The 18,430-nt window shown below is 62.3% G+C and carries 18 protein-coding genes, 3 tRNA genes and 2 pseudogenes; 13 read left to right on the top strand and 10 right to left on the bottom strand.

Annotation, left to right across the window (positions count from 1 at the left end; translation table 11 throughout):
• Positions 1-2 precede the first annotated feature (2 nt).
• From FJW03_RS09825 to FJW03_RS09810, 4 genes are read right to left on the bottom strand one after another with little or no spacing between them, the layout of a single operon-like run.
• Positions 3-1,067: an ABC transporter ATP-binding protein gene (locus FJW03_RS09825; RefSeq protein WP_140766896.1), complete on the bottom strand. Its 1,065-nt coding sequence runs from the start codon at positions 1,065-1,067 to the stop codon at positions 3-5.
• Positions 1,064-1,846, bottom strand: a complete 783-nt coding sequence (locus tag FJW03_RS09820) for an ABC transporter permease (RefSeq protein ID WP_140766897.1) — start codon at positions 1,844-1,846, stop codon at positions 1,064-1,066. Before FJW03_RS09820 ends, FJW03_RS09825 begins: the two co-directional genes overlap by 4 nt.
• 2 nt (positions 1,847-1,848) lie before the next feature.
• Positions 1,849-2,715, bottom strand: a complete 867-nt coding sequence (locus tag FJW03_RS09815) for an ABC transporter permease (protein WP_140766898.1) — start codon at positions 2,713-2,715, stop codon at positions 1,849-1,851.
• Positions 2,716-2,728: 13 nt separating this feature from the next.
• A complete protein-coding gene (locus tag FJW03_RS09810) occupies positions 2,729-3,814 on the bottom strand; it encodes a spermidine/putrescine ABC transporter substrate-binding protein (RefSeq protein ID WP_140766899.1) in 1,086 nt (361 codons plus the stop codon).
• Between the two features lie 91 nt (positions 3,815-3,905).
• On the opposite strand from FJW03_RS09810, the gene FJW03_RS09805 reads away from it, so the two are divergent.
• Together FJW03_RS09805 and FJW03_RS09800 are read left to right on the top strand one after the other, a co-directional pair.
• Positions 3,906-4,520: a TetR/AcrR family transcriptional regulator gene (locus FJW03_RS09805; protein WP_140766900.1), complete on the top strand. Its 615-nt coding sequence runs from the start codon at positions 3,906-3,908 to the stop codon at positions 4,518-4,520.
• A 127-nt stretch (positions 4,521-4,647) separates the two neighbouring features.
• The gene (locus tag FJW03_RS09800) at positions 4,648-5,214 is read left to right on the top strand and encodes a DUF2569 family protein (protein ID WP_140766901.1); all 567 of its coding nucleotides are present in this window, start codon (positions 4,648-4,650) and stop codon (positions 5,212-5,214) included.
• Positions 5,215-5,272: 58 nt separating this feature from the next.
• On the opposite strand, the gene FJW03_RS09795 is transcribed toward FJW03_RS09800, so the two are convergent.
• Positions 5,273-5,348: transfer RNA gene (locus tag FJW03_RS09795), tRNA-Thr, on the bottom strand.
• A 156-nt stretch (positions 5,349-5,504) separates the two neighbouring features.
• Here FJW03_RS09795 and FJW03_RS09790 point away from each other — a divergent pair.
• From FJW03_RS09790 to FJW03_RS09775, 4 genes are all read left to right on the top strand, one after another.
• Entirely contained in the window at positions 5,505-5,672 is a 168-nt protein-coding gene (locus FJW03_RS09790) for a hypothetical protein (protein ID WP_081850636.1), read from the top strand.
• A 202-nt stretch (positions 5,673-5,874) separates the two neighbouring features.
• Positions 5,875-6,099 carry a hypothetical protein gene (locus FJW03_RS09785; RefSeq protein WP_140766902.1) on the top strand — a complete coding sequence of 75 codons (225 nt, stop codon included), beginning with the start codon at positions 5,875-5,877 and terminating at the stop codon, positions 6,097-6,099.
• 99 nt (positions 6,100-6,198) lie between these two features.
• A complete protein-coding gene (locus FJW03_RS09780) occupies positions 6,199-7,575 on the top strand; it encodes an IS1182 family transposase (RefSeq protein ID WP_140767523.1) in 1,377 nt (458 codons plus the stop codon).
• A gap of 315 nt (positions 7,576-7,890) precedes the next feature.
• Complete coding sequence (locus FJW03_RS09775; RefSeq protein WP_140609755.1) at positions 7,891-8,196, top strand: BA14K family protein; 306 nt, start codon at positions 7,891-7,893, stop codon at positions 8,194-8,196.
• 75 nt (positions 8,197-8,271) lie between these two features.
• On the opposite strand, the gene FJW03_RS09770 is transcribed toward FJW03_RS09775, so the two are convergent.
• Both FJW03_RS09770 and bhcR read right to left on the bottom strand, forming a co-directional pair.
• Positions 8,272-8,523, bottom strand: a complete 252-nt coding sequence (locus tag FJW03_RS09770; RefSeq protein ID WP_226890626.1) for a hypothetical protein — start codon at positions 8,521-8,523, stop codon at positions 8,272-8,274.
• Between the two features lie 316 nt (positions 8,524-8,839).
• Entirely contained in the window at positions 8,840-9,658 is an 819-nt protein-coding gene (gene bhcR / locus FJW03_RS09765) for an HTH-type transcriptional regulator BhcR (RefSeq protein ID WP_140698600.1), read from the bottom strand.
• 214 nt (positions 9,659-9,872) lie between these two features.
• Here bhcR and gcl point away from each other — a divergent pair, with 214 nt between their 5' ends.
• The 3 genes from gcl (at position 9,873) to FJW03_RS09750 (ending at position 13,572) form a co-directional block, all read left to right on the top strand.
• Positions 9,873-11,654: a glyoxylate carboligase gene (gene gcl, locus FJW03_RS09760; RefSeq protein ID WP_140698603.1), complete on the top strand. Its 1,782-nt coding sequence runs from the start codon at positions 9,873-9,875 to the stop codon at positions 11,652-11,654.
• 9 nt (positions 11,655-11,663) lie between these two features.
• Positions 11,664-12,461 carry a 2-oxo-tetronate isomerase gene (otnI, locus tag FJW03_RS09755; protein WP_140767436.1) on the top strand — a complete coding sequence of 266 codons (798 nt, stop codon included), beginning with the start codon at positions 11,664-11,666 and terminating at the stop codon, positions 12,459-12,461.
• 193 nt (positions 12,462-12,654) lie between these two features.
• On the top strand, positions 12,655-13,572 hold the full coding sequence (locus FJW03_RS09750) for a 2-hydroxy-3-oxopropionate reductase (RefSeq protein ID WP_140767437.1): 918 nt from the start codon (positions 12,655-12,657) through the stop codon (positions 13,570-13,572).
• A gap of 131 nt (positions 13,573-13,703) precedes the next feature.
• Here the strand turns inward: FJW03_RS09750 and FJW03_RS09745 are convergent, their stop codons facing one another.
• Positions 13,704-14,552 (bottom strand): TrmH family RNA methyltransferase, encoded by an 849-nt coding sequence (locus tag FJW03_RS09745; protein ID WP_140767438.1) that lies wholly within the window; start codon positions 14,550-14,552, stop codon positions 13,704-13,706.
• A gap of 200 nt (positions 14,553-14,752) precedes the next feature.
• Here FJW03_RS09745 and FJW03_RS09740 point away from each other — a divergent pair.
• Both FJW03_RS09740 and FJW03_RS09735 read left to right on the top strand, forming a co-directional pair.
• Positions 14,753-14,837: transfer RNA gene (locus tag FJW03_RS09740), tRNA-Tyr, on the top strand.
• A gap of 91 nt (positions 14,838-14,928) precedes the next feature.
• Positions 14,929-15,002 (top strand) — tRNA-Gly (locus FJW03_RS09735).
• A 74-nt stretch (positions 15,003-15,076) separates the two neighbouring features.
• Here the strand turns inward: FJW03_RS09735 and FJW03_RS09730 are convergent.
• Positions 15,077-15,428: pseudogene (locus FJW03_RS09730) on the bottom strand (YidB family protein).
• A gap of 130 nt (positions 15,429-15,558) precedes the next feature.
• On the opposite strand from FJW03_RS09730, the gene FJW03_RS09725 reads away from it, so the two are divergent.
• Complete coding sequence (locus FJW03_RS09725; RefSeq protein WP_140609805.1) at positions 15,559-15,816, top strand: GlsB/YeaQ/YmgE family stress response membrane protein; 258 nt, start codon at positions 15,559-15,561, stop codon at positions 15,814-15,816.
• 85 nt (positions 15,817-15,901) lie between these two features.
• Here the strand turns inward: FJW03_RS09725 and FJW03_RS09720 are convergent, their stop codons facing one another.
• The gene (locus tag FJW03_RS09720; RefSeq protein WP_140767439.1) at positions 15,902-16,789 is read right to left on the bottom strand and encodes a DMT family transporter; all 888 of its coding nucleotides are present in this window, start codon (positions 16,787-16,789) and stop codon (positions 15,902-15,904) included.
• 292 nt (positions 16,790-17,081) lie between these two features.
• Here FJW03_RS09720 and tuf point away from each other — a divergent pair.
• Positions 17,082-18,259, top strand: a pseudogene (gene tuf, locus FJW03_RS09715) (elongation factor Tu).
• Positions 18,260-18,430: the final 171 nt, after the last annotated feature.

Below are 18,430 nucleotides of genomic sequence, written 5' to 3'. Positions count from 1 at the left end.
TCTCAGTCCGCCAGCTGGATGATGTCGTCAGCGTTGCACGAAACCACGACAGTGTCGCCTGCCTGAACAGTTGTGGATGCGGGTGCCTTGGCGATGAACTGCAGTGCCGGATCCAACGCCGAAGTCGCCAGCACGCGTTTGAAGCTGCCTTGGAAGACGACATCGCTGACTTTGGCGGCACCCAGCGCAATATCGCTTTTGGTCTCACCAAGGCGCAGGTGTTCCGGCCGGATAGCAAGCGCAATGCTGGTGCTGGCCGGCTGAGCGCCGGACAGCGAGATCGCACCCGCTGGCGTCGAAACCGTGATTGCACCGTTTGTTGCTTTCATCACCGTTCCGGCAAGGATCGTGCTTTCGCCCATGAAGGTCGCAGAAAAGCGCGTCGCCGGCCTGGCATAGACACGCTCGGGCGGGCCTTCGTCCTCGATGCGCCCATCATTCATGACCACGCAGTGGTCGGCCAGCGCCATCGCTTCCTCCTGGTCGTGGGTGACATGGATGAAGGCGGTGCCGACGCGCTTCTGGATCGCCTTCAACTCGTCCTGCATTTGCCGCCGCAGTTTGAGATCGAGCGCACCGAGCGGTTCGTCGAGCAAGAGTACCGCCGGCTCGATGACCAGCGCACGCGCCAGCGCGACGCGCTGCCGCTGGCCGCCGGAAAGCTGGTGCGGCTTCTTGTCGAAGGCGGAGGCAAGGCCTACCAGCGCCAGCGCCTCGCGCGCCCGGGCGGCGCGTGTCGCGCCATCGACGCCCTGCATACGCAGGCCGAAGCCGACATTGCCGCCGACGCTCATATGCGGAAACAGCGCGTAGTCCTGGAACACGGTTGTCGTCGGCCGCTTGGCCGGCGGCACCGATGTGCAGTCCTCGCCACGGATAAAGACTTTGCCTTCGCTTGGGGTGAGGAAGCCGCCCAGTATGGACAGCAGCGTCGTCTTGCCGGAGCCCGACGGCCCCAGCAGGATCGTATAGCTGCCGGGCTCGATCCGCAGCGAGACGTTCTTCAGTACGGCCAGCTGCCCGAAACGGTGCGAGACACTGCGGATGTCGACCAGGGGCGCGGTCATGGCTTTCTCCTGCGCAGCAAAGTCAGTTCGAACAGCACCACCAGCACGATGGAAACGGCAAAGACCAGCGAACCGACGGCATTGGTTTTTGGATTAAGGCCGGAGCGCAGCAGGTTCCAGATTTCCACGGGCAATGTGGTGTCGAAACGAGTGAGTAGGAAAGAGATCACGAACTCGTCCCAGGAGAAGGTCATCGACAGGAAGAAGCCGGCGAAGATGGCCGGCGCCATGACCGGCACGGTGATGAGGAGCAGCACCTTCCACTCCGGCGCGCCGAGGTCGCGCGCGGCACGCTCGATGTTGATCTGGTGGTCGCCCATCTGGCTGTAGATGATGGCGAAGCAGAGCGGCAGGTTGATCACGACATGGCCAATACCGGCGGCGAGCAGCGACTTCGGCACGCCGGCCCAGTTGAACAGCACCAGAAGCCCCATGCCGATGATGAGATAGCTGACCGTCAGCGGCAGCGTGATCAGGCCGCGCAGCACGCCCGAGCCCGGCAGCACGAAGCGGGCGAAGCCCCAGGCCGAGAGGAAGCCGAGCGTGACGGCGGTCGCCGAGGAAAGCACCGCGACCAGCAGCGAGTTGACCAGCGCCGAGGTCAGCCTGGCTTCGGAGAGCACGGCATCGTACCAGCGCAGCGACGGGCCGGTGAAGGGCGGGATGGGGAAGGAGGTCGACTGCAACGAGAACAGCACCAGCACGACAACCGGCAGGAAGATGAAGCCGTAGACGGCAAGCGCATAGATCCAGGAAGCGACGCGGATCACTTGGCGCATGGTCAGGCCCGCTCAATCTTCAGCCAGCGCGCGCAGGCGAGGTAGGCAACGGTGACGACCGCCATCAGGATGATCGACAGCGCCGAGGCCAGCGGAAAATCGCCGCGCCGGCCGATCTGCATCATCACCAACTGCGGCATCAGAAGCTCGTTGTTGCCGCCGAGAATCTGCGGCGTGATGTAGTCGCCGATGCACAGCACGAAGGTCAGGAAGGCGCCGACCATGATACCGGGCAAGGTCAGCGGCAGGATGATGTGTAGGAAAGTGCGCACCGGTCCGGCGCCGAGATCGGCGGCCGCCTTGCGATAGCTCGGGCTGAGCTGCTTGAGGTTGGCGAAAATGGTCAGCGTCAACAGCATGACGAAGAAATGCACGAAACCGGTGACCGTGGCCAAACGCGTGTTGGCGAGCTGCGGCGGCTCCGAGATCAGGCCCGAACCTATCAGCGCGCGGTTGATGACGCCGTTCTGCGCCAGCACCAGCAGCCAGGAATAGGAGCGCACGACATAGGAGGTCCAGAACGGCAGCACGGCCAGCATCAGCGCCAAGCGCTGCCAGCGCTCCGGCACCTGTTCGGCCAGGATCCAGGCGAAGGGGTAGGCGAGCAGCACCGAAACCACGGTGACGATTGCCGTGACCTGCAGCGAGTTCACCATCGCCTGCCAGTAGGACGGATTGGTGAAGAACTGGCTGTAGTTGGCGAGGGTGAAACCGCCGCCCCCATGCGCCGTCAGGCTGGAAAGCCCCATGGCGATGAACGGCAGCACGAAGAACAGCAGCGTCCAGCCGAGCGCCGGCGTGACCAGCGCCCAGGGCAGGGCACGGCCCGCCCGGGGCTGGGCACGTCCGTTGTTTCCTGCAGAGTTCATGGGCAGAGGCCGATCACTTGGCCTGCAACATTTCGGTCCACATGTCCTGCATCTTCTTGTCGAGATCGGCATTGGGCGCCGGATAGGCTTGCGCACGAGCGAGGAAGCCCGGCTGCTCGTCGAACCGCAGGACCTTCTTCTGGTCGTCGGTGAGCGCGGCCTTGGTGTTCGACGGCATGCCCCAATAGCAGGACGATGTGGCAAGCCGCGCCTGGCCCTCGGGGCTCAGTATGTACTGGATGAACTTCAGCGCCATGTCCTTGTTCTTGGAATCCTTGAACATGGCCAGCGACTGCGACCACAGCACCGCGCCCTCTTTCGGGATGGAGAAATCCAGCGCTGGGTTCTCCTTCGCCAGTCCCGCCGTCACCCACTCGCCGCCGCCGACCAGTATGTCGACTTCACCCGTGGCGAGCGCGGTCTGACTGGCGGTTACTTCGCCGACCAGCTTGGCATTGGCCTTCATCTTCAGGAGCTCTTCCTTGAGGGCGGGCAGGTCGGCCTCGGTGAGATCAGCCGTCTTCTTGCCGATGGCCAGCGCCGCCATGCCGATGACCGGAAGGTAGTAGTCGTATATGGCGACCTTGCCCTTGTACTTGTCGCTGGTCAGCGACGCCAAAGACTGCATGTCGGCCGGATCGACCTTGGTCTTGTTGAAGCCGATCGTGTTGTAGCCGAACTTTTCGGTGATGCCGTAGCGCTTGCCGTCGATCATCGTCGACTTGTCCATCTTCACTTGCGGGAAAAGGTCGGCGAAGGGCAGCTTGTCTTCCGGCAGCGGCTCGAACAGGCCTTTCTCGACGCCGCGCGGCACGTCGATCGAGTCGATCACCATCACGTCCCAGTCGCCGGGCTGGGACTGCTCGACGATGGCGAGACCAGCGCCGGTGCCCTCGAATTCCTTGACGTTGACCTTGACGTTGTTGGCCGTCTCGAAGGGCTGGAGCAGCGCCGGATCGGAATGGTCGCACCAGATCAGCGCGTTGAGATCGGCGGCCTGGGCGAGGCTGCCGCCCCCAAGCAGCAGGGCCGCGGCGGCGCAAGCTCGATGCAGATGGCGTTTCAGGCCAGAAAGCGGATTCGCGGATTTGACGGACATCGAGTGTTCTCCCTTGCCTTTGTGGCTTCTTGCAAAAAGTTGAACCAATTCTAAAATTGAGTCAATTCTGTTTTTGTGGCAAGAGGCCGACATGAGCGGATTGAGGGCAAGGCAAAAGGCGGACCGTCACAGGCGCATCATCGAGGCGGCGGCGGCGCTTTTCCGCGAGACCGGTTACGAGGGCGCCAAGATCGAGACGATAGCGGCGCAAGCCGAAGTCTCGATCGGCACGATCTACAATTACTACCAGAACAAGGGCGACATCCTCGGTGCCATCGTCTCGCTCGAGGTCAACGAGGTCCTCAATGCTGGACGCGGTGTCGTTGCCAACCCGCCGGCCAATATCGGCGATGCGCTGGACATGCTGGTCGGCATCTATATCGAGCACTCCCTGCATTATCTCAGCAAGGAGATGTGGCGGCAGGCGATGGCGATCTCGACGCAACTGCCAGACAGCCCTTTCGGGCAGGCCTACAGCGCGCTCGACCGATCGCTGACCGAGCAGATACGCGCACTGATCGCCCGGCTGCAGGCGCTCGGCCTGGTACGTCAGGACATCGACGGGGCGTCACTCGGCGAACTGATCTTCAACAACATGAACATGATGTTCATCGAGTTCGTGAAACGCGAGAAGGCAGGAATACCGGAATTGCGCGCGGCGATAAGGCGGCAGAACCGGATATTGGTGGCGGCGATTGGGGTGTGAAACTAACTGTCAGGAGCAGGCAGCAGAAATCGCCGCTTCGGCATCCGACGTGCCTCTCGCGAGCTTCACCTCTTGAGTTGAATTTAAAATATGATACAACCTGAAGGGGCATAAAAGGGGGATAAAGATGTCGTTTTCCATCTGGCATTGGGCAATAGTACTGTTGCTGATCGGCGTGCCTGTTTTCTTTGCCGTCCGGTCAGCCGCGAAGCCATCACAGAATCCAGCGACACTTGCGGGTTTCGGCGGCTGGTTGATGCTGCTGGCGATCGGTCAGACATTGTCACCGCTGCGTACGATCGCGGAATTGGCCAATTCGGTCGAAGGTTACCAGCAACTCGTGACCCTGCCGAACGGGGCTCTGGCGGCGTATGGCGAAGTTGCCCTCAATCTGGCGTTTCTGGCGCTTCAGCTGGTCGTGCTGGTTTCGATGCTGCGACGAAGCCACCGCTTCCCGCAATTGTTTCTGTTCCAGTGGTTTGCAATTCCGCTCGTGTTCATCCTGGACACGATCTGGATCTCATCGATTTTGGGCGTCTCGGTGAACCAAGCGCTTGCAGGCGATGCATTGGTGGCACCCATAGCCTCGTTTGTGGTGACCGGCATCTGGGCCGCTTATCTCCTCAGGTCGATCAGGGTGAGGAATACGTTCACCAGGACGAACGTGTCTGCCCAAATCGCGAGCGCCTCGTAGAGGGGCGCGCCCGTGGTCAAATACAGTTTTGGGCTGCTGGGTCGTACACGTTAGGAACTGGTGCCCCCGGCAGGAATCGAACCCGCGACCTTCGGTTTACAAAACCGCTGCTCTACCAGCTGAGCTACAAGGGCATGGCGCCCCGTTAGCATATTTGTCGCGCCAGTAAAGACAAAACTCCGTTTTTCGGCTTCGTGCCCTGGTCGATGACGCGTGGGCCCCACGCTGAAATCCGCAAACGTGCTTCCTACATGTAAGGCAGGTGCAATCGCTTCGAACTGGAGTGTCGCATGATCAGGCTTGTCATCATTCTTCCGATCGTCGTCATCGCCTGGATGCTGCTGGTGAAGCTCATCAGTGACGTGAAGAAGGCCAATGTCGACTGGACCGGCGTGACCACCATCATCGGCTTCATCGCGCTCGCCTTCTGGCTTCGCCATATCACCGGCATGGGATGAGGTCAGGAAGTAGTCAGTAGTCAGTAGTCAGTAGTCAGTAGTCAGTAGTGACCCGACGTTCGTGATCCTGTCTTCACTACTCACCACTCGCTTTTTCCGGCTCAGCCGAAAAATCTCCCCGACCTTCGAACCTTTTGCCGCCCTCCGTCGACTGATCTCCAGAGGCGAATGGTCGCCTCGGTCAAGGATCCAGGAGATCATCATGTTCAAGCGCACGCTCACTTCCGCTCTCGTAGCCATTTTCGTCGCCACAGGCGCGCTGGCCGCCACGGTTCAGACGTCGTCAGCTTACGGTATGCACCACCACCATCATCATTACGAGGATTGGTCGTACTATTCAGACTACCCGGATTACCCTGATTACCCGGATTACTGGTGGCACCATCATCACCACCACCATCATCACCATCACATCATCGTCTACTGAACATAGCCTGACGGTGCGATCGAAGAAGGGCGGCTTCGGCCGCCCTTCAGACTGCTGACAACCACTGGCATTTGCCGGGGGTTTTTGATTCACTGGGTCATGTTGAAGCGACCCGCCCCTGAACAGACCGCGCTCGAGATGGTGACGTTGGATCAGCTGGTTCCGGCTGACCACCTGTTGCGCAAGATCGATCGCGCGATCGACTTTTTCTTCATCCACGATCTGACAGCGCCGCTCTACTGCGCCGACAATGGCCGACCGCCGCTCGATCCGACCTTGATGTTCAAGGCGCTGTTCATCGGCTACCTGTTCGGCGTGCGCTCGGAGCGGCAGCTGGTGCGCGAGATCGAGGTCAATGTCGCCTACCGCTGGTTTTTGCGGCTGAAGCTGACGGACAAGGTGTTCGACGCCTCGACGCTGTCGCAGAACCGGCGCCGGCGCTACCAGGACGAGACGATCGCGCAGGCGATCTTCGACCGCATCGTCGAGCAGGCGATCCGGGCGGGGCTGGTGGACGGGACGGTGCTCTACACCGACAGCACGCATCTGAAGGCCAACGCCAACAAGGGCAAATACGACCTTGCCCTGGTCGCCAAGTCGCGGGCCGACTACTGGAGCGAACTCGACCGCGCCATCGAGGTGGAGCGGGCGCTGCATGGCCAAAAGCCGCTGAAGCAGAAGCAGAAGCAGCGCAAGCCGCCCGAGAAGCAGACCAAGGTCAGCCGTGCCGATCCGGAGGCCGGCTACATGGTGCGCGAGGGCAAGCCGAAGGGCTTCTTCTATCTCGATCACCGCACGGTGGATGGCCGTTGCGGCATCATCACCGACACGTTCGCCACGCCGGCCAACGTGCATGACTCGATCGTCTATCTCGGCCGGCTCGACCGCCAGGTGGAGCGCTTCGGCTTCAATGTGGCGGCTGCGGGGCTGGATGCCGGCTACGCCACGCCGGGCATCGCCAAGGGGCTGGAGGACAGGACGATCAGGGGCGTCACCGGCTATCGCAACCCGACCCCGCCCAAGCCCGGCATGATGAGGAAGAGCGCCTTCGTCTATGAGCCGGATGCGGACGGCTATCGTTGCCCGCAGGGCCAGTTGCTTGCCTATGCCACAACCGACCGCAGCGGCTACCGGCATTACAGGAGCGATCCGGCGATCTGCCGCGACTGTCCGCTGTTGGCCTCCTGCACCTCAAACGCCAAGGCCGAACGCACCATCACGCGCCATGTCTGGCAGGACGCCCGCGAGCGGGTCGACGCCAATCGCTCGACCGCATGGGGCAAGGCCATCTACCGGCGCCGCAAGGAGACGGTCGAGCGGTCTTTCGCCGACGCCAAGCAGCTCTTCGGCCACCGCTATGCCCGCTTCCGAGGGCGAACCCGCGTCGCCTGCCAGTGCCTGATCGCCGCCGCCGCCCAGAACATGAAAAAGATCGCAATCAGCCTCTGGCCAAGCCCAAAACCAGCACCCGCCTGAGGCCAGATGCGCAGCGCCAGCCTCCTGACATCTTCTCCTGACACCAATTTACAAAGCTCAATCAACGCGCAAAACAAAACCCCGCCGAAAATCGACGGGGTTCGTCAGCAGTCTGAAGGGCGGCTTCGGCCGCCCTTCTTGCGTCCGCGTGCCGCCATGCGCCGATTTCATCGTTGATGACTGGCGCCACGTGGCCACGTCGAGCTGGTCGATCTTTGTCCGCCCGAGAAATCTTTCGAACCTTTTTCCTTGTCACCGCGACAGATGATCAAGAGGCGGATGGATCGCCTCGGTCAATGAACCAAGGAGATCGTCATGTTCAAGCGCATACTCGTTTCCGGCCTCGTCGCCACCACTGTCGCCGCCACCGCTTTGGTCGGCACCGTTCAGCCCTCGGCGGCTCACTCGCATCACCACGACCTCGGCATCGGCATCGCCGCCGGTGTTGGCGGTTTCGTCCTCGGCAGCCTACTCGCCCAGCAGCAGCCGCGAACTGTCTATGTCGACGAAGATGGCGGTTCCTGGCATGTACGCCGCTGCTTCGAACGCTATTCGAGCTACGATCCGGACTCCGACACCTATATCGGCCACGACGGCTACAGCCACTACTGCCGTCTTTGAGAGAAGGTGTGCCAACACAGGCAAGAGGGGCTGCACGCGGCCCCTTTTCCTCGTTTGAACGCCGGAAGGTCGCGTTTAGAGACTAGCCTTCAGTTTGGAGTCCAGGATCGCTAATCCGGCGGCACGGCAGGTGTCGCCAATGAGGAGGCTCGCATTCGGTGACTGGTCACCCATCGCGACGAGTTCGAAGCTGCTTCCCGCGTCGGGATAGATCTTGGCGGCAAAAGGTTCGTCGGTGCCATGGTCGCCGGAAGATTTCTTGACGCTGACATGGCCGCAGATCACGATCTCCCGGTGGCCGTTGCGGGTCCGCTCGCCGGCAAGCATCGTCCCGAACCTGGCGGAGGCAGGGTCCTCCAGGCGCCGGCGATGCCCGTGGTGACGATCTCCTCCAGAGCAAGCGAGATCGGGATCGGATTGACGCGCTGGTCCCCAGGATCGGGTTTGGGCGCTGCCGCCACACATCCGCAATGTGAAGCGGCAAGCAGAAGCGGAACCGTTTTCCTCATGCGTGCCCTTTCGCATGCATTCCAATCACGCCGCTTGTCGTCGGCCTTTGGCGCGGCAACCCACGATGTATAGGCATTTGATGCGCGTCCAGCGGGCCAAACTCCTATCAGCGACAAGAGCGCGCTGCAGCCGATCAGCCCGTTGTCCCGCCGATCATCCTGGTTACCTCTGCCGCCGCATTGCGCACCATCGGGCCGATTTCGGCCAGCCGCTCCGGCGTCACCCGCACGGTCGGGCCCGACACCGAGACGCCACCGATCGGTTCGCCGAACTCGTTGAAGATGGCCGCCGCCACGCAGCGCATGCCGGGGTGCCGTTCCTCGTCGTCGACCGACCAGCCGCGCTGCTTGATCGTCGCCAGGTCGTGGGCGAGGGCAGGGATCTCGGAGAGCGTCTTGTCAGTGAAACGCTGCAGGCCGGCCTTGCGCAGGATGGTCCCGACGCGCTCCGGTTCGAGATGCGCCAGCACCGCCTTGCCGATGCCGGACGCATGGAAGGGGCTGCGCGTGCCCGGACGGAAGAAGGCGCGGATCGCCTGATGCGTCTCGACCTGGCTGACGAACACCACGCAATCATCTTCGGCGACCCCGAGATTTGCCGTTTCGCCGGTGTTCTCCATCAATTCCTGCATAACGATGCGGGCGCGGTCGACCAGCTTGCGGCGGCGCAGGAATGCCGCGCCCATGCGGTAAGTCTCGACACCGATCGACCACAGCTGGTCGCTCGTGTCGAACTCGACCATGCCGTGGTTTTGAAGCGTCGTCAGCATGCGGTAGGCGGTGGAGGCCGCAAGCCCGCTCCGCGCTGATATCTCGCTCAGCGACAGGCCGCTACCCTCGGCGACGATGGCCAGGATCCGCAAGGCCCGATCGAGCGATTGAACCGAATTGGCCTCGGATGGCCCGTTGAAGGCGCGCGGGCGGCCGCGCTGTCGTTTTTCGGGGGTTTCCATTGCACATTGTCACCGATTTCGCCGAGCAAGGAAATGAAAAAGTTTTCCACCGCTATCGGCGAGCAAATTCCTGAAAAACCGGAAGGCAAATAAAATCAATGCATAGCGGCCGTTTTCTAGAAATGAAAAAATATTCTGAAAAAATTGAAAAATAGCCGGCTTGCTGACATCCTTAGTCAATCCAACAACGACAACCCCTGTGGAGGGCCGGAAAATGGCCAGGATGCGCGCTGTCGATGCCGCGGTTCTCGTTCTCGAAAAAGAAGGCATCTCCTGCGCCTTCGGCGTGCCGGGCGCGGCGATCAATCCGCTCTATTCGGCGCTGAAGGCGAGGGGCACTATCCGCCATGTCCTGGCCCGTCACGTCGAGGGCGCCTCGCACATGGCCGAAGGCTACACCCGCGCAAAGGCGGGCAATATCGGGCTGTGCATCGGCACCTCGGGTCCCGCCGGCACCGACATGATCACCGGTCTCTATTCGGCTGCCGCCGATTCCATTCCGATCCTGTGCATCACCGGGCAGGCGCCGCGTGCGCGGCTCAACAAAGAGGATTTCCAGGCCGTCGACATCGCCGCGATCGCGTCGCCTGTCGCCAAATGGGCGGTCACAGTCATGGAACCCTATCTGGTGCCGATGGCGCTGCAGAAGGCATTCCACCTGATGCGCTCGTCGCGGCCGGGCCCAGTGCTGATCGACCTGCCGGTCGACGTCCAACTGGCCGAGATCGAGTTCGACATCGAGGCCTATGAGCCGCTGATGCCATTCAAACCGGCGATGACGCGCGCGCAGGCCGAAAAGGCGCTGACCATGCTCAATGCCGCCGAAAAGCCGCTGATCGTCGCCGGTGGCGGCATCATCAATGCCGATGCGTCGGATCTGCTGATCGAATTCGCCGAAATCACGGGCGTGCCGGTCATCCCGACGCTGATGGGCTGGGGCGCGATCCCCGACGACCACCGGCTAATGGCTGGGATGTGCGGGCTGCAGACCTCGCACCGCTACGGCAATGCGACGATGCTGGAAGCCGACTTCGTCTTCGGCATCGGCAACCGCTGGGCCAACCGCCACACCGGCTCGGTCGACGTCTACACCAAGGGCAAGAAATTCATCCATGTCGACATCGAGCCGACGCAGATCGGCCGCGTCTTCGCGCCGGATCTTGGTGTCGTCTCGGATGCGGGTGCCGCATTGAAGGTGCTGCTCGACGTCGCCACCGAGTGGAAGACGGCTGGCAAATTGCGCGACTGGTCGGGCTGGGCGAGGGAGTGCCAGGGCCGCAAGAAGACGATGAAGCGCAAGACCCATTTCGAACAGGTGCCGCTGAAGCCGCAGCGTGTCTATGAGGAGATGAACAAGGCGTTCGGCCGCGACGCCACCTACGTCACCACGATCGGCCTGTCGCAGATTGCCGGCGCGCAGTTCCTGCATGTCTACAAGCCGCGCAACTGGATCAATTGCGGCCAGGCCGGCCCGCTTGGCTGGACGCTGCCGGCAGCACTTGGCGTTCGCGCCGCCGATCCGGACCGCACCATCGTGGCCCTGTCGGGCGACTATGATTTCCAGTTCATGATCGAGGAACTGGCGGTCGGCGCGCAGCACAGACTGCCTTACATCCACGTCGTCGTGAACAACGCCTATCTCGGCCTGATCCGCCAGGCGCAGCGCGGCTTCTCGATGGACTACGAGGTCAGCCTTGCCTTCGAAAACATCAACCGCGCCGACGACCCCGAAGCCGGTTATGGCGTTGACCATGTCGCCGTTGCCGAGGCCATGGGCTGCAAGGCGGTCAGGGTGCGCAAGCCCGAGGAATTCGCCGCCGCCTTCAAGCAAGCGCAGCGGCTGATGAAGGAACACCGGGTCCCGGTCGTGCTCGAATTCATCCTGGAGCGCGTCACCAACATCTCGATGGGCACCGAGATCGACAAGATCACCGAATTCGAGGACCTTGCCGAACGTCAGGAAGACGCGCCGACTGCGATCGTCATGTTGGATTAGGAGAGAAGAATGCCGCGTTTTTCAGCCAATCTGTCGATGCTCTTTGGCGAGCACGATTTCCTCGACCGTTTTGACGCAGCCGCCCGCGCGGGCTTCAAGGGCGTCGAATATATCGGCCCCTATGATCATGCGCCTGATGTGGTGGCCGCGAGGCTGAAGAAGAACGGCCTGACGCAGGTTCTGTTCAACCTGCCGGCCGGCGACTGGGGCAAGGGCGAGCGCGGTATCGCCGTGCTGCCGGACCGTGTGCCGGAATTTCGCCAGGGCATCGCCAAGGCGATCACCTATGCGCAGGCGCTCGGCTGCGAGCAGGTTAATTGCCTGGCCGGCATCGCGCCGGCCGGTGTCGACCGCAAGGTGCTGGAAGACGTCTTTGCCGAAAACCTCGCCTTCGCGGCGGAGAAATTGGAGCAGGCCGGCATCAGGCTGCTGATCGAGCCGATCAACACGCGCGACATTCCAGGCTTCTTCCTGAACTATTCGGAGCAGGCGCTGGCGTTCATCGATCGTGTCGGCTCAAAAAACCTGTTCCTGCAATACGACATCTATCACATGCAGATCATGGAGGGGGATCTCGCCCGGAAAATCGAGGCAAACCTCGGCCGCATCGCGCATATCCAGCTTGCGGACAATCCCGGCCGTCACGAGCCGGGGACGGGCGAGATCAACTATCCCTTCCTCTACGAGCACATCGACCGCCTCGGCTATTCCGGCTGGATCGGCGCCGAATACAAGCCGAAGGCCGGCACGGAGGCCGGATTAGGCTGGTTCAGCGAGTTCGCCGGGCAGGGGAGCGCTGCGGCTTAGGCGGATTTCCAACCACGGCTGGCGCTGCCCCTCACCCTTATCCTCTCCCCGTGAAGAACGGGGAGAGGGGGCCGCCAGCGCTGGAGCTTTGTCCCTTCTCCCCGTCTTTTCACGGGGAGAAGGTGCCGGCAGGCGGATGAGGGGCAGCGCCGACCTTCGATACATTTGAACAGAGACCTTCAGGAGAAAATCAATGGAAACCATCGGCTTCATCGGCCTCGGCATCATGGGTGCGCCGATGGCAGGGCATCTGCTCGACGCCGGCTACAAGGTCATCGCGAGCGACCACCGCTCCAAGCCATCGGCGGATCTCGTGGCCAAAGGCCTGAAAACCGTCACCGGCCATGCCGCCGTGGCCGAGGCTGCCGACATCATCATTACCATGGTGCCCGACACGCCGCAGGTGGCCGATGTGCTGTTCGGCGAGAACGGCGTTGCGTCAGGCCTGACCAAGGGCAAGCTGGTGATCGACATGAGCTCGATCTCGCCGATCGAGACCAAAATATTCGCTGGGAAGATCAACAACCTCGGCTGCGACTATCTCGACGCGCCGGTTTCGGGCGGCGAGGTCGGCGCCAAGGCGGCGTCGCTCACCATCATGGTCGGCGGCGAGGAAAAGGCATTTGAACGCGCCAGGCCCGTGTTCGAGAAGATGGGCAAGAACATCACGCTGGTCGGACCGAACGGCGTCGGCCAGACCACCAAGGTCGCCAACCAGATCGTCGTCGCGCTGACGATTGAAGCCGTCGCCGAAGCGCTTGTTTTCGCGTCGAAAGCCGGCGCCGATCCGGCAAAGGTCAGGCAAGCCTTGATGGGCGGGCTGGCGGCCTCGCGCATCCTCGAAGTGCATGGCGAGCGCATGGTCAAGCGCACTTTCGCGCCGGGCTTCCGCATCGAACTGCACCAGAAGGATCTGAACCTGGCACTGGAGGGCGCCAAGGCGCTCGGCGTGTCGCTGCCCAACACCTCGACCACCCAGCAACTGTTCAATTCCTGCGCGGCCAATGGTGGTGCCAAGGAGGATCACTCGGCCCTGGTCCGGGCGCTGGAGCGGATGGCCAATTTCGAGGTCGGCAGTGAGGCAGCCGGACTCGAAGGCAAAGCGGCATAGGTCCGGAGGCGGCGGTATAACGTTCCCAAGCCGCCACTTCTTGCCCTACCAAGAACGGGTTTCGGCTGATGTCGTCGAAACCCGTTTCTCGTTTCGTGACCTTCCCGGCAGGCGGCTCTGCCGTTTCCGGATCAGCCGCGCTTCAAAAATGCCCGCGCGGCGTAGAGACTGACCGCCGCCGCGTTCGACACATTGAGCGAGCGGATGGCGCCGGGCATGTCGAGCCGCGCCAGCGTCGTCACGGTCTCGCGCGTCTTCTGGCGCAAGCCCTTGCCCTCTGCGCCGAGCACCAGCGCTATCTTCTCGCCGGCAAAGCTGATTTCGAGTTCCGCCGGCCCATCCGAATCAAGACCGATCGTCTGAAAGCCGGCCTCGTGCAATTGCCCGAGCGCGTCGGCGAGATTCTTCACTTCGATCTGGTCGATATGTTCCAGCGCGCCGGAGGCGGATTTCGCCAGCACGCCTGATTCCTGCGGGCTGTGACGCGCGGTGGTGATCAGCGCGCCGGCGCCGAAGGCGACCGCCGAGCGCAGGATGGCACCGACATTGTGCGGGTCGGTGACCTGGTCGAGCACCAGCACCAGCCTTGTGTCGCCGAGCGCATCGAGGCGCTTGGGCTTCAGCGGCTCCGCCTCGATCAGCACGCCCTGGTGCACCGCATCCGATCCGGTGATCTTGTCGATGTCCCTGGGTTCGACCAGTTCCGCCTTGAAGGACAGGGCGGCGAGGTCGGCTATGTCAAGACGCTCGGCCGCATTGCGCGTCACCAGCATTTTCCGGATCTTGCGGCGCGGATTGTCGATCGCGGCACGCACCGTGTGCAGGCCATAAAGTCGCACCAGGCCGTCGGCGGCATTCTCGCCCGGCGGAACGGGCAGGCGCGGCCTGAATGCCGGCGCGCCGCCGCTTTTCTCGTCGCGATGGGCGCGGCGCAGTTTGGCGTAGTGGGTGTCTTTCGGGGTGTTGGTCTTGTTGTTCATGGCTGGCTTCTATAGCTGGGTCCCGCGGCCAGGGATATGGCCCGTCGCCGCAGCCGGCGAACAACATCGAAAAACCCTACCAGCGCGGTTGACACCCACTGGCCTTGCCGCCATAAGGCGCTTCGCTGATTTCGGAGAGGACATCTATCTCGGATCCGGATCGGCGTGAATGCCTCGTTGCATGGCTCCGGCGGCAGACTGGAGAGGTGCCCGAGTGGTTAAAGGGGACGGACTGTAAATCCGTTGGCTTAGCCTACGTTGGTTCGAATCCAACCCTCTCCACCACTGCCGGCCCGGAAGCCCTGAAACGAGAAAAGCATCGGAGGCGAAAAGCGCATGGCGCTTTTCGGGTGAATCCGGTACTTCAGTGCAAGGCGCGGGTATAGCTCAGTGGTAGAGCAGCAGCCTTCCAAGCTGAATATGCGGGTTCGATTCCCGCTACCCGCTCCAGATTCTCTTCCTCTATCATCGCTAGACCCCAACGCTGCACGGCAAAGCGCGCAGCGCTTCAGGGCATGCGTGCGTTAACTGTTGAACGCGGAGGCCACCTGGTGTTGCGGCGGCACCTGACCGTTTGGCGTCAGTCTGTCGACGATGCCGGGCAGGCGGTGGAAAGCTGCTTGAGCAGTTCCTGCTCGTCCATGCCGGTGCGCTGCGCGATCTCATGGATGACCTGCGGCCCGAGTGCTGCACCCAGATCATTGGCGTTGATCGACTGGTTCTGCCCGGTGCCGACCCAGGAATCGGCGACATTGCCATGGCCGGCTGGTCGGCGCTTCTGCCGCTCAGCATCTTGCCGACCAGCAGCGCGCCGAGCGCGATCATCAGCGGTTTGGTGATGTTGCCGCCGGGAACGGCGTTGTCGAAAAGTCCCATAGTGGATCCTCCATCTCAACCAAGCCCGGCCCATCTCCAACAATGACGCATGCAGGCAGAATTTCAAGCTGGCTTGAGCTTTTGACAATCATATGAAAATGTCGGGTTGGCAGGGGATGGAGAGGAAAAAATGGGTATCATCAGCTGGATCATTCTCGGCGTGATCGCCGGCTTCATCGGCAGCAAGATCGTCAACAAGACCGGCCAGGGCCTGATTATGGACATCGTGCTCGGCATCGTCGGTGCCGTTGTCGGCGGCCTGATCTTCAGTGCTTTCGGTGCATCGGGGGTCACCGGCCTCAACATCTGGAGCCTGATCGTTGCGGTGGTCGGCGCCGTCGTCGTGCTGTGGGCGTATCACCAGTTCAGCGGCAAGCGCACCATCTAGACGCGTCGGCTCTTCGTCTGCCATCTGCGGGCGTGGGATGGAGTCGTGTTTGCGGCTCCATCCGCCGGCCGGTCTGCGTATTGACTCAAGCGACCAAGGCGAGCCGGCGCTTGCGTTCGTCGAGCGATACGATGGCGAGCCCGCTGGCGACGACAAGCAGGATCCCGCAGACGGCCAGCGCATTGGGAAATTGTCCAAATACGAGCAGGCCAGAAATGACCGCCCAGACGGTGAAGCAGTAGTAAAACGGCGCCACGGCGCTGGTCGGTCCGATGCGGTAGGCCATGAAGATGAAGAAATGGCCGAAGATCAGGAAAAATCCGGCGCCGGCCATCAGCAGCAGGTGATGCGTCTCGGGCGCCACCCAGCGCTCCGAAACCAGATGTGCCGCACCCGAGCCGATCAGCACCACCACGACGGCGGAAATCGCCACGATCATTCCCGGCACCTCGGCCGAAACGCGCCTGCCGGCAAGGTCGCGCGCGGCTGCCAGTGCCGCATTGCCGAGCGCAAGCAGGGCGTAGACCGAAATGCCCTGCATGGTCGGCTGCGCCACCATCAATGCGCCGATGAAGCCGAGCCCGATCAGCGCCATGCGTTGGCCGCCGATGCGCTCGCCGAACAGGATCGAGGAGCCGACCAGCATCAGCAGCGGCGTGATCTGTCCGAGCGCGGTGGAATCCGCGATCTGCATGTTAGCGAGCGCCACGACATAGCAAAGGATCGCCGCCAGTTCGAGCAGGTTCCTGCGCAGCACTTGGCCGTCGAAGATCAGGGGGATCTGTTTGCCGTAGCCAAGCAGAAACAGCAGCGGAAAGCCCCAGAGCGTTGCGGCCGCGCCGCGCAGAAACAGCACTTCGTAGGAGGGCAGACCTGTGGTCGCGAGTTTCATCATCGTATCGTTGACGAGATACGATCCGGTCGAGACGATCATGAAAAGCGGGCCGCGAACGGTCGTCGGAAGGAAATGCATCCGGTCAGGAAATCAGACCTCGCCAGCGGCCGCAATGGGCCATCAACTGGCCGTGAACCAGACAGCGATTGGCGGGAACAGAGCGCGATACCGGCTTCGATCGGTCGGCTCCGCGCCCATTTCATTTTGTCCCGAACCTTCCTATATCGGCGTCATATCCCCGCAATCGGATCGCTGGTTCGGACCGAGTGAGACTGCACCGGCCAAAAGACGCTTGTGTTTTTTGGCCTTTGTCGCTAATCGCCCCGCATTCGACTGAACTGAAGGTCCAGGCCGTCCAAGGAAAGAGACTATGGCAAAAGGTAAATTCGAGCGCACTAAGCCTCATGTGAACATCGGCACGATTGGTCACGTTGACCATGGCAAGACGTCGCTGACGGCGGCGATCACGAAGTATTTTGGCGAATACAAGCGCTACGACCAGATCGATGCGGCGCCGGAAGAGAAGGCGCGCGGCATCACGATCTCGACGGCTCACGTCGAATACGAGACGGCCAACCGTCACTACGCCCACGTCGACTGCCCCGGCCACGCCGACTATGTGAAGAACATGATCACCGGTGCGGCGCAGATGGACGGCGCGATCCTGGTCGTGTCGGCCGCCGACGGCCCGATGCCGCAGACCCGCGAGCACATCCTGCTCGCCCGCCAGGTCGGCGTGCCGTCGATCGTGGTGTTTTTTGAATAAGGTCGACCAGGTCGATGACGCGCGAGCTGCTGGAGCTGGTCGAGCTCGAGGTGCGCGAGCTGCTGTCGAAGAACGAATTCCCCGGCGACGACATTCCGATCGTCAAGGGTTCGGCCTTGGCCGCGCTCGAGGATTCGAACAAGACGATCGGCGAGGACGCGATCCGCGAGCTGATGGCTCAGGTCGACGCCTACATCCCGACGCCGGTCCGTCCGCTCGACAAGCCGTTCCTGATGCCGATCGAGGACGTGTTCTCGATCTCGGGCCGCGGCACGGTCGTCACCGGCCGCGTCGAGCGCGGCGTGGTCAAGGTCGGCGAGGAACTCGAAATCATCGGCATCCGTCCGACGACCAAGACGACCTGCACGGGCGTCGAGATGTTCCGCAAGCTGCTCGACCAGGGCCAGGCCGGCGACAACATCGGCGCGCTGCTGCGCGGCGTTGACCGTGAAGGCGTCGAGCGCGGCCAGGTTCTGGCCAAGCCCGGCACGGTGAAGCCGCACAAGAAGTTCGTGGCCGAAGCCTACATCCTGACCAAGGACGAGGGTGGCCGTCACACGCCGTTCTTCACCAACTACCGTCCGCAGTTCTACTTCCGCACGACCGACGTGACCGGCATCGTGTCGCTGCCGGCCGGCACCGAGATGGTGATGCCCGGCGACAACATCACGGTCGATGTCGAGCTGATCGTGCCGATCGCCATGGAAGAGAAGCTGCGCTTCGCCATCCGTGAAGGCGGCCGCACCGTCGGTGCCGGCATCGTCGTCACCATCAAGGAATAATCGATCCGGCTTCTGCCGGTTCGGTAAGGAAAGGGCGGTCTTCGGGCCGCCTTTTTTGTTTTCGGCGCGGCGTGGCCTGGGAACTGCGTCTCACTCCCAAAGCTGCCGCAAGCCCCGTCGCAGTGAGGAGTGTAGGGTGCTCCGGAGGAGCTTTGCCAAGAGTGCCCGGCG

It is taken from the genome of Mesorhizobium sp. B4-1-4, from assembly GCF_006439395.2.
GTDB lineage: Bacteria > Pseudomonadota > Alphaproteobacteria > Rhizobiales > Rhizobiaceae > Mesorhizobium.
Note: the sequence above shows the minus strand (reverse complement) of the source record. Positions and strands in the feature narration are given on the sequence as shown.

What these genes read in the sequence shown, in the direction of transcription:
- FJW03_RS09825 (WP_140766896.1), bottom strand. Translation starts at nt 1,067, where the DNA reads ATGACCGCGCCCCTGGTCGACATCCGCAGTGTCTCGCACCGTTTCGGG.
- FJW03_RS09820 (WP_140766897.1), bottom strand. Translation starts at nt 1,846, where the DNA reads ATGCGCCAAGTGATCCGCGTCGCTTCCTGGATCTATGCGCTTGCCGTC.
- FJW03_RS09815 (WP_140766898.1), bottom strand. Translation starts at nt 2,715, where the DNA reads ATGAACTCTGCAGGAAACAACGGACGTGCCCAGCCCCGGGCGGGCCGT.
- FJW03_RS09810 (WP_140766899.1), bottom strand. Translation starts at nt 3,814, where the DNA reads ATGTCCGTCAAATCCGCGAATCCGCTTTCTGGCCTGAAACGCCATCTG.
- FJW03_RS09805 (WP_140766900.1), top strand. Translation starts at nt 3,906, where the DNA reads ATGAGCGGATTGAGGGCAAGGCAAAAGGCGGACCGTCACAGGCGCATC.
- FJW03_RS09800 (WP_140766901.1), top strand. Translation starts at nt 4,648, where the DNA reads ATGTCGTTTTCCATCTGGCATTGGGCAATAGTACTGTTGCTGATCGGC.
- FJW03_RS09790 (WP_081850636.1), top strand. Translation starts at nt 5,505, where the DNA reads ATGATCAGGCTTGTCATCATTCTTCCGATCGTCGTCATCGCCTGGATG.
- FJW03_RS09785 (WP_140766902.1), top strand. Translation starts at nt 5,875, where the DNA reads ATGTTCAAGCGCACGCTCACTTCCGCTCTCGTAGCCATTTTCGTCGCC.
- FJW03_RS09780 (WP_140767523.1), top strand. Translation starts at nt 6,199, where the DNA reads ATGTTGAAGCGACCCGCCCCTGAACAGACCGCGCTCGAGATGGTGACG.
- FJW03_RS09775 (WP_140609755.1), top strand. Translation starts at nt 7,891, where the DNA reads ATGTTCAAGCGCATACTCGTTTCCGGCCTCGTCGCCACCACTGTCGCC.
- FJW03_RS09770 (WP_226890626.1), bottom strand. Translation starts at nt 8,523, where the DNA reads ATGCTTGCCGGCGAGCGGACCCGCAACGGCCACCGGGAGATCGTGATC.
- bhcR (WP_140698600.1), bottom strand. Translation starts at nt 9,658, where the DNA reads ATGGAAACCCCCGAAAAACGACAGCGCGGCCGCCCGCGCGCCTTCAAC.
- gcl (WP_140698603.1), top strand. Translation starts at nt 9,873, where the DNA reads ATGGCCAGGATGCGCGCTGTCGATGCCGCGGTTCTCGTTCTCGAAAAA.
- otnI (WP_140767436.1), top strand. Translation starts at nt 11,664, where the DNA reads ATGCCGCGTTTTTCAGCCAATCTGTCGATGCTCTTTGGCGAGCACGAT.
- FJW03_RS09750 (WP_140767437.1), top strand. Translation starts at nt 12,655, where the DNA reads ATGGAAACCATCGGCTTCATCGGCCTCGGCATCATGGGTGCGCCGATG.
- FJW03_RS09745 (WP_140767438.1), bottom strand. Translation starts at nt 14,552, where the DNA reads ATGAACAACAAGACCAACACCCCGAAAGACACCCACTACGCCAAACTG.
- FJW03_RS09725 (WP_140609805.1), top strand. Translation starts at nt 15,559, where the DNA reads ATGGGTATCATCAGCTGGATCATTCTCGGCGTGATCGCCGGCTTCATC.
- FJW03_RS09720 (WP_140767439.1), bottom strand. Translation starts at nt 16,789, where the DNA reads ATGCATTTCCTTCCGACGACCGTTCGCGGCCCGCTTTTCATGATCGTC.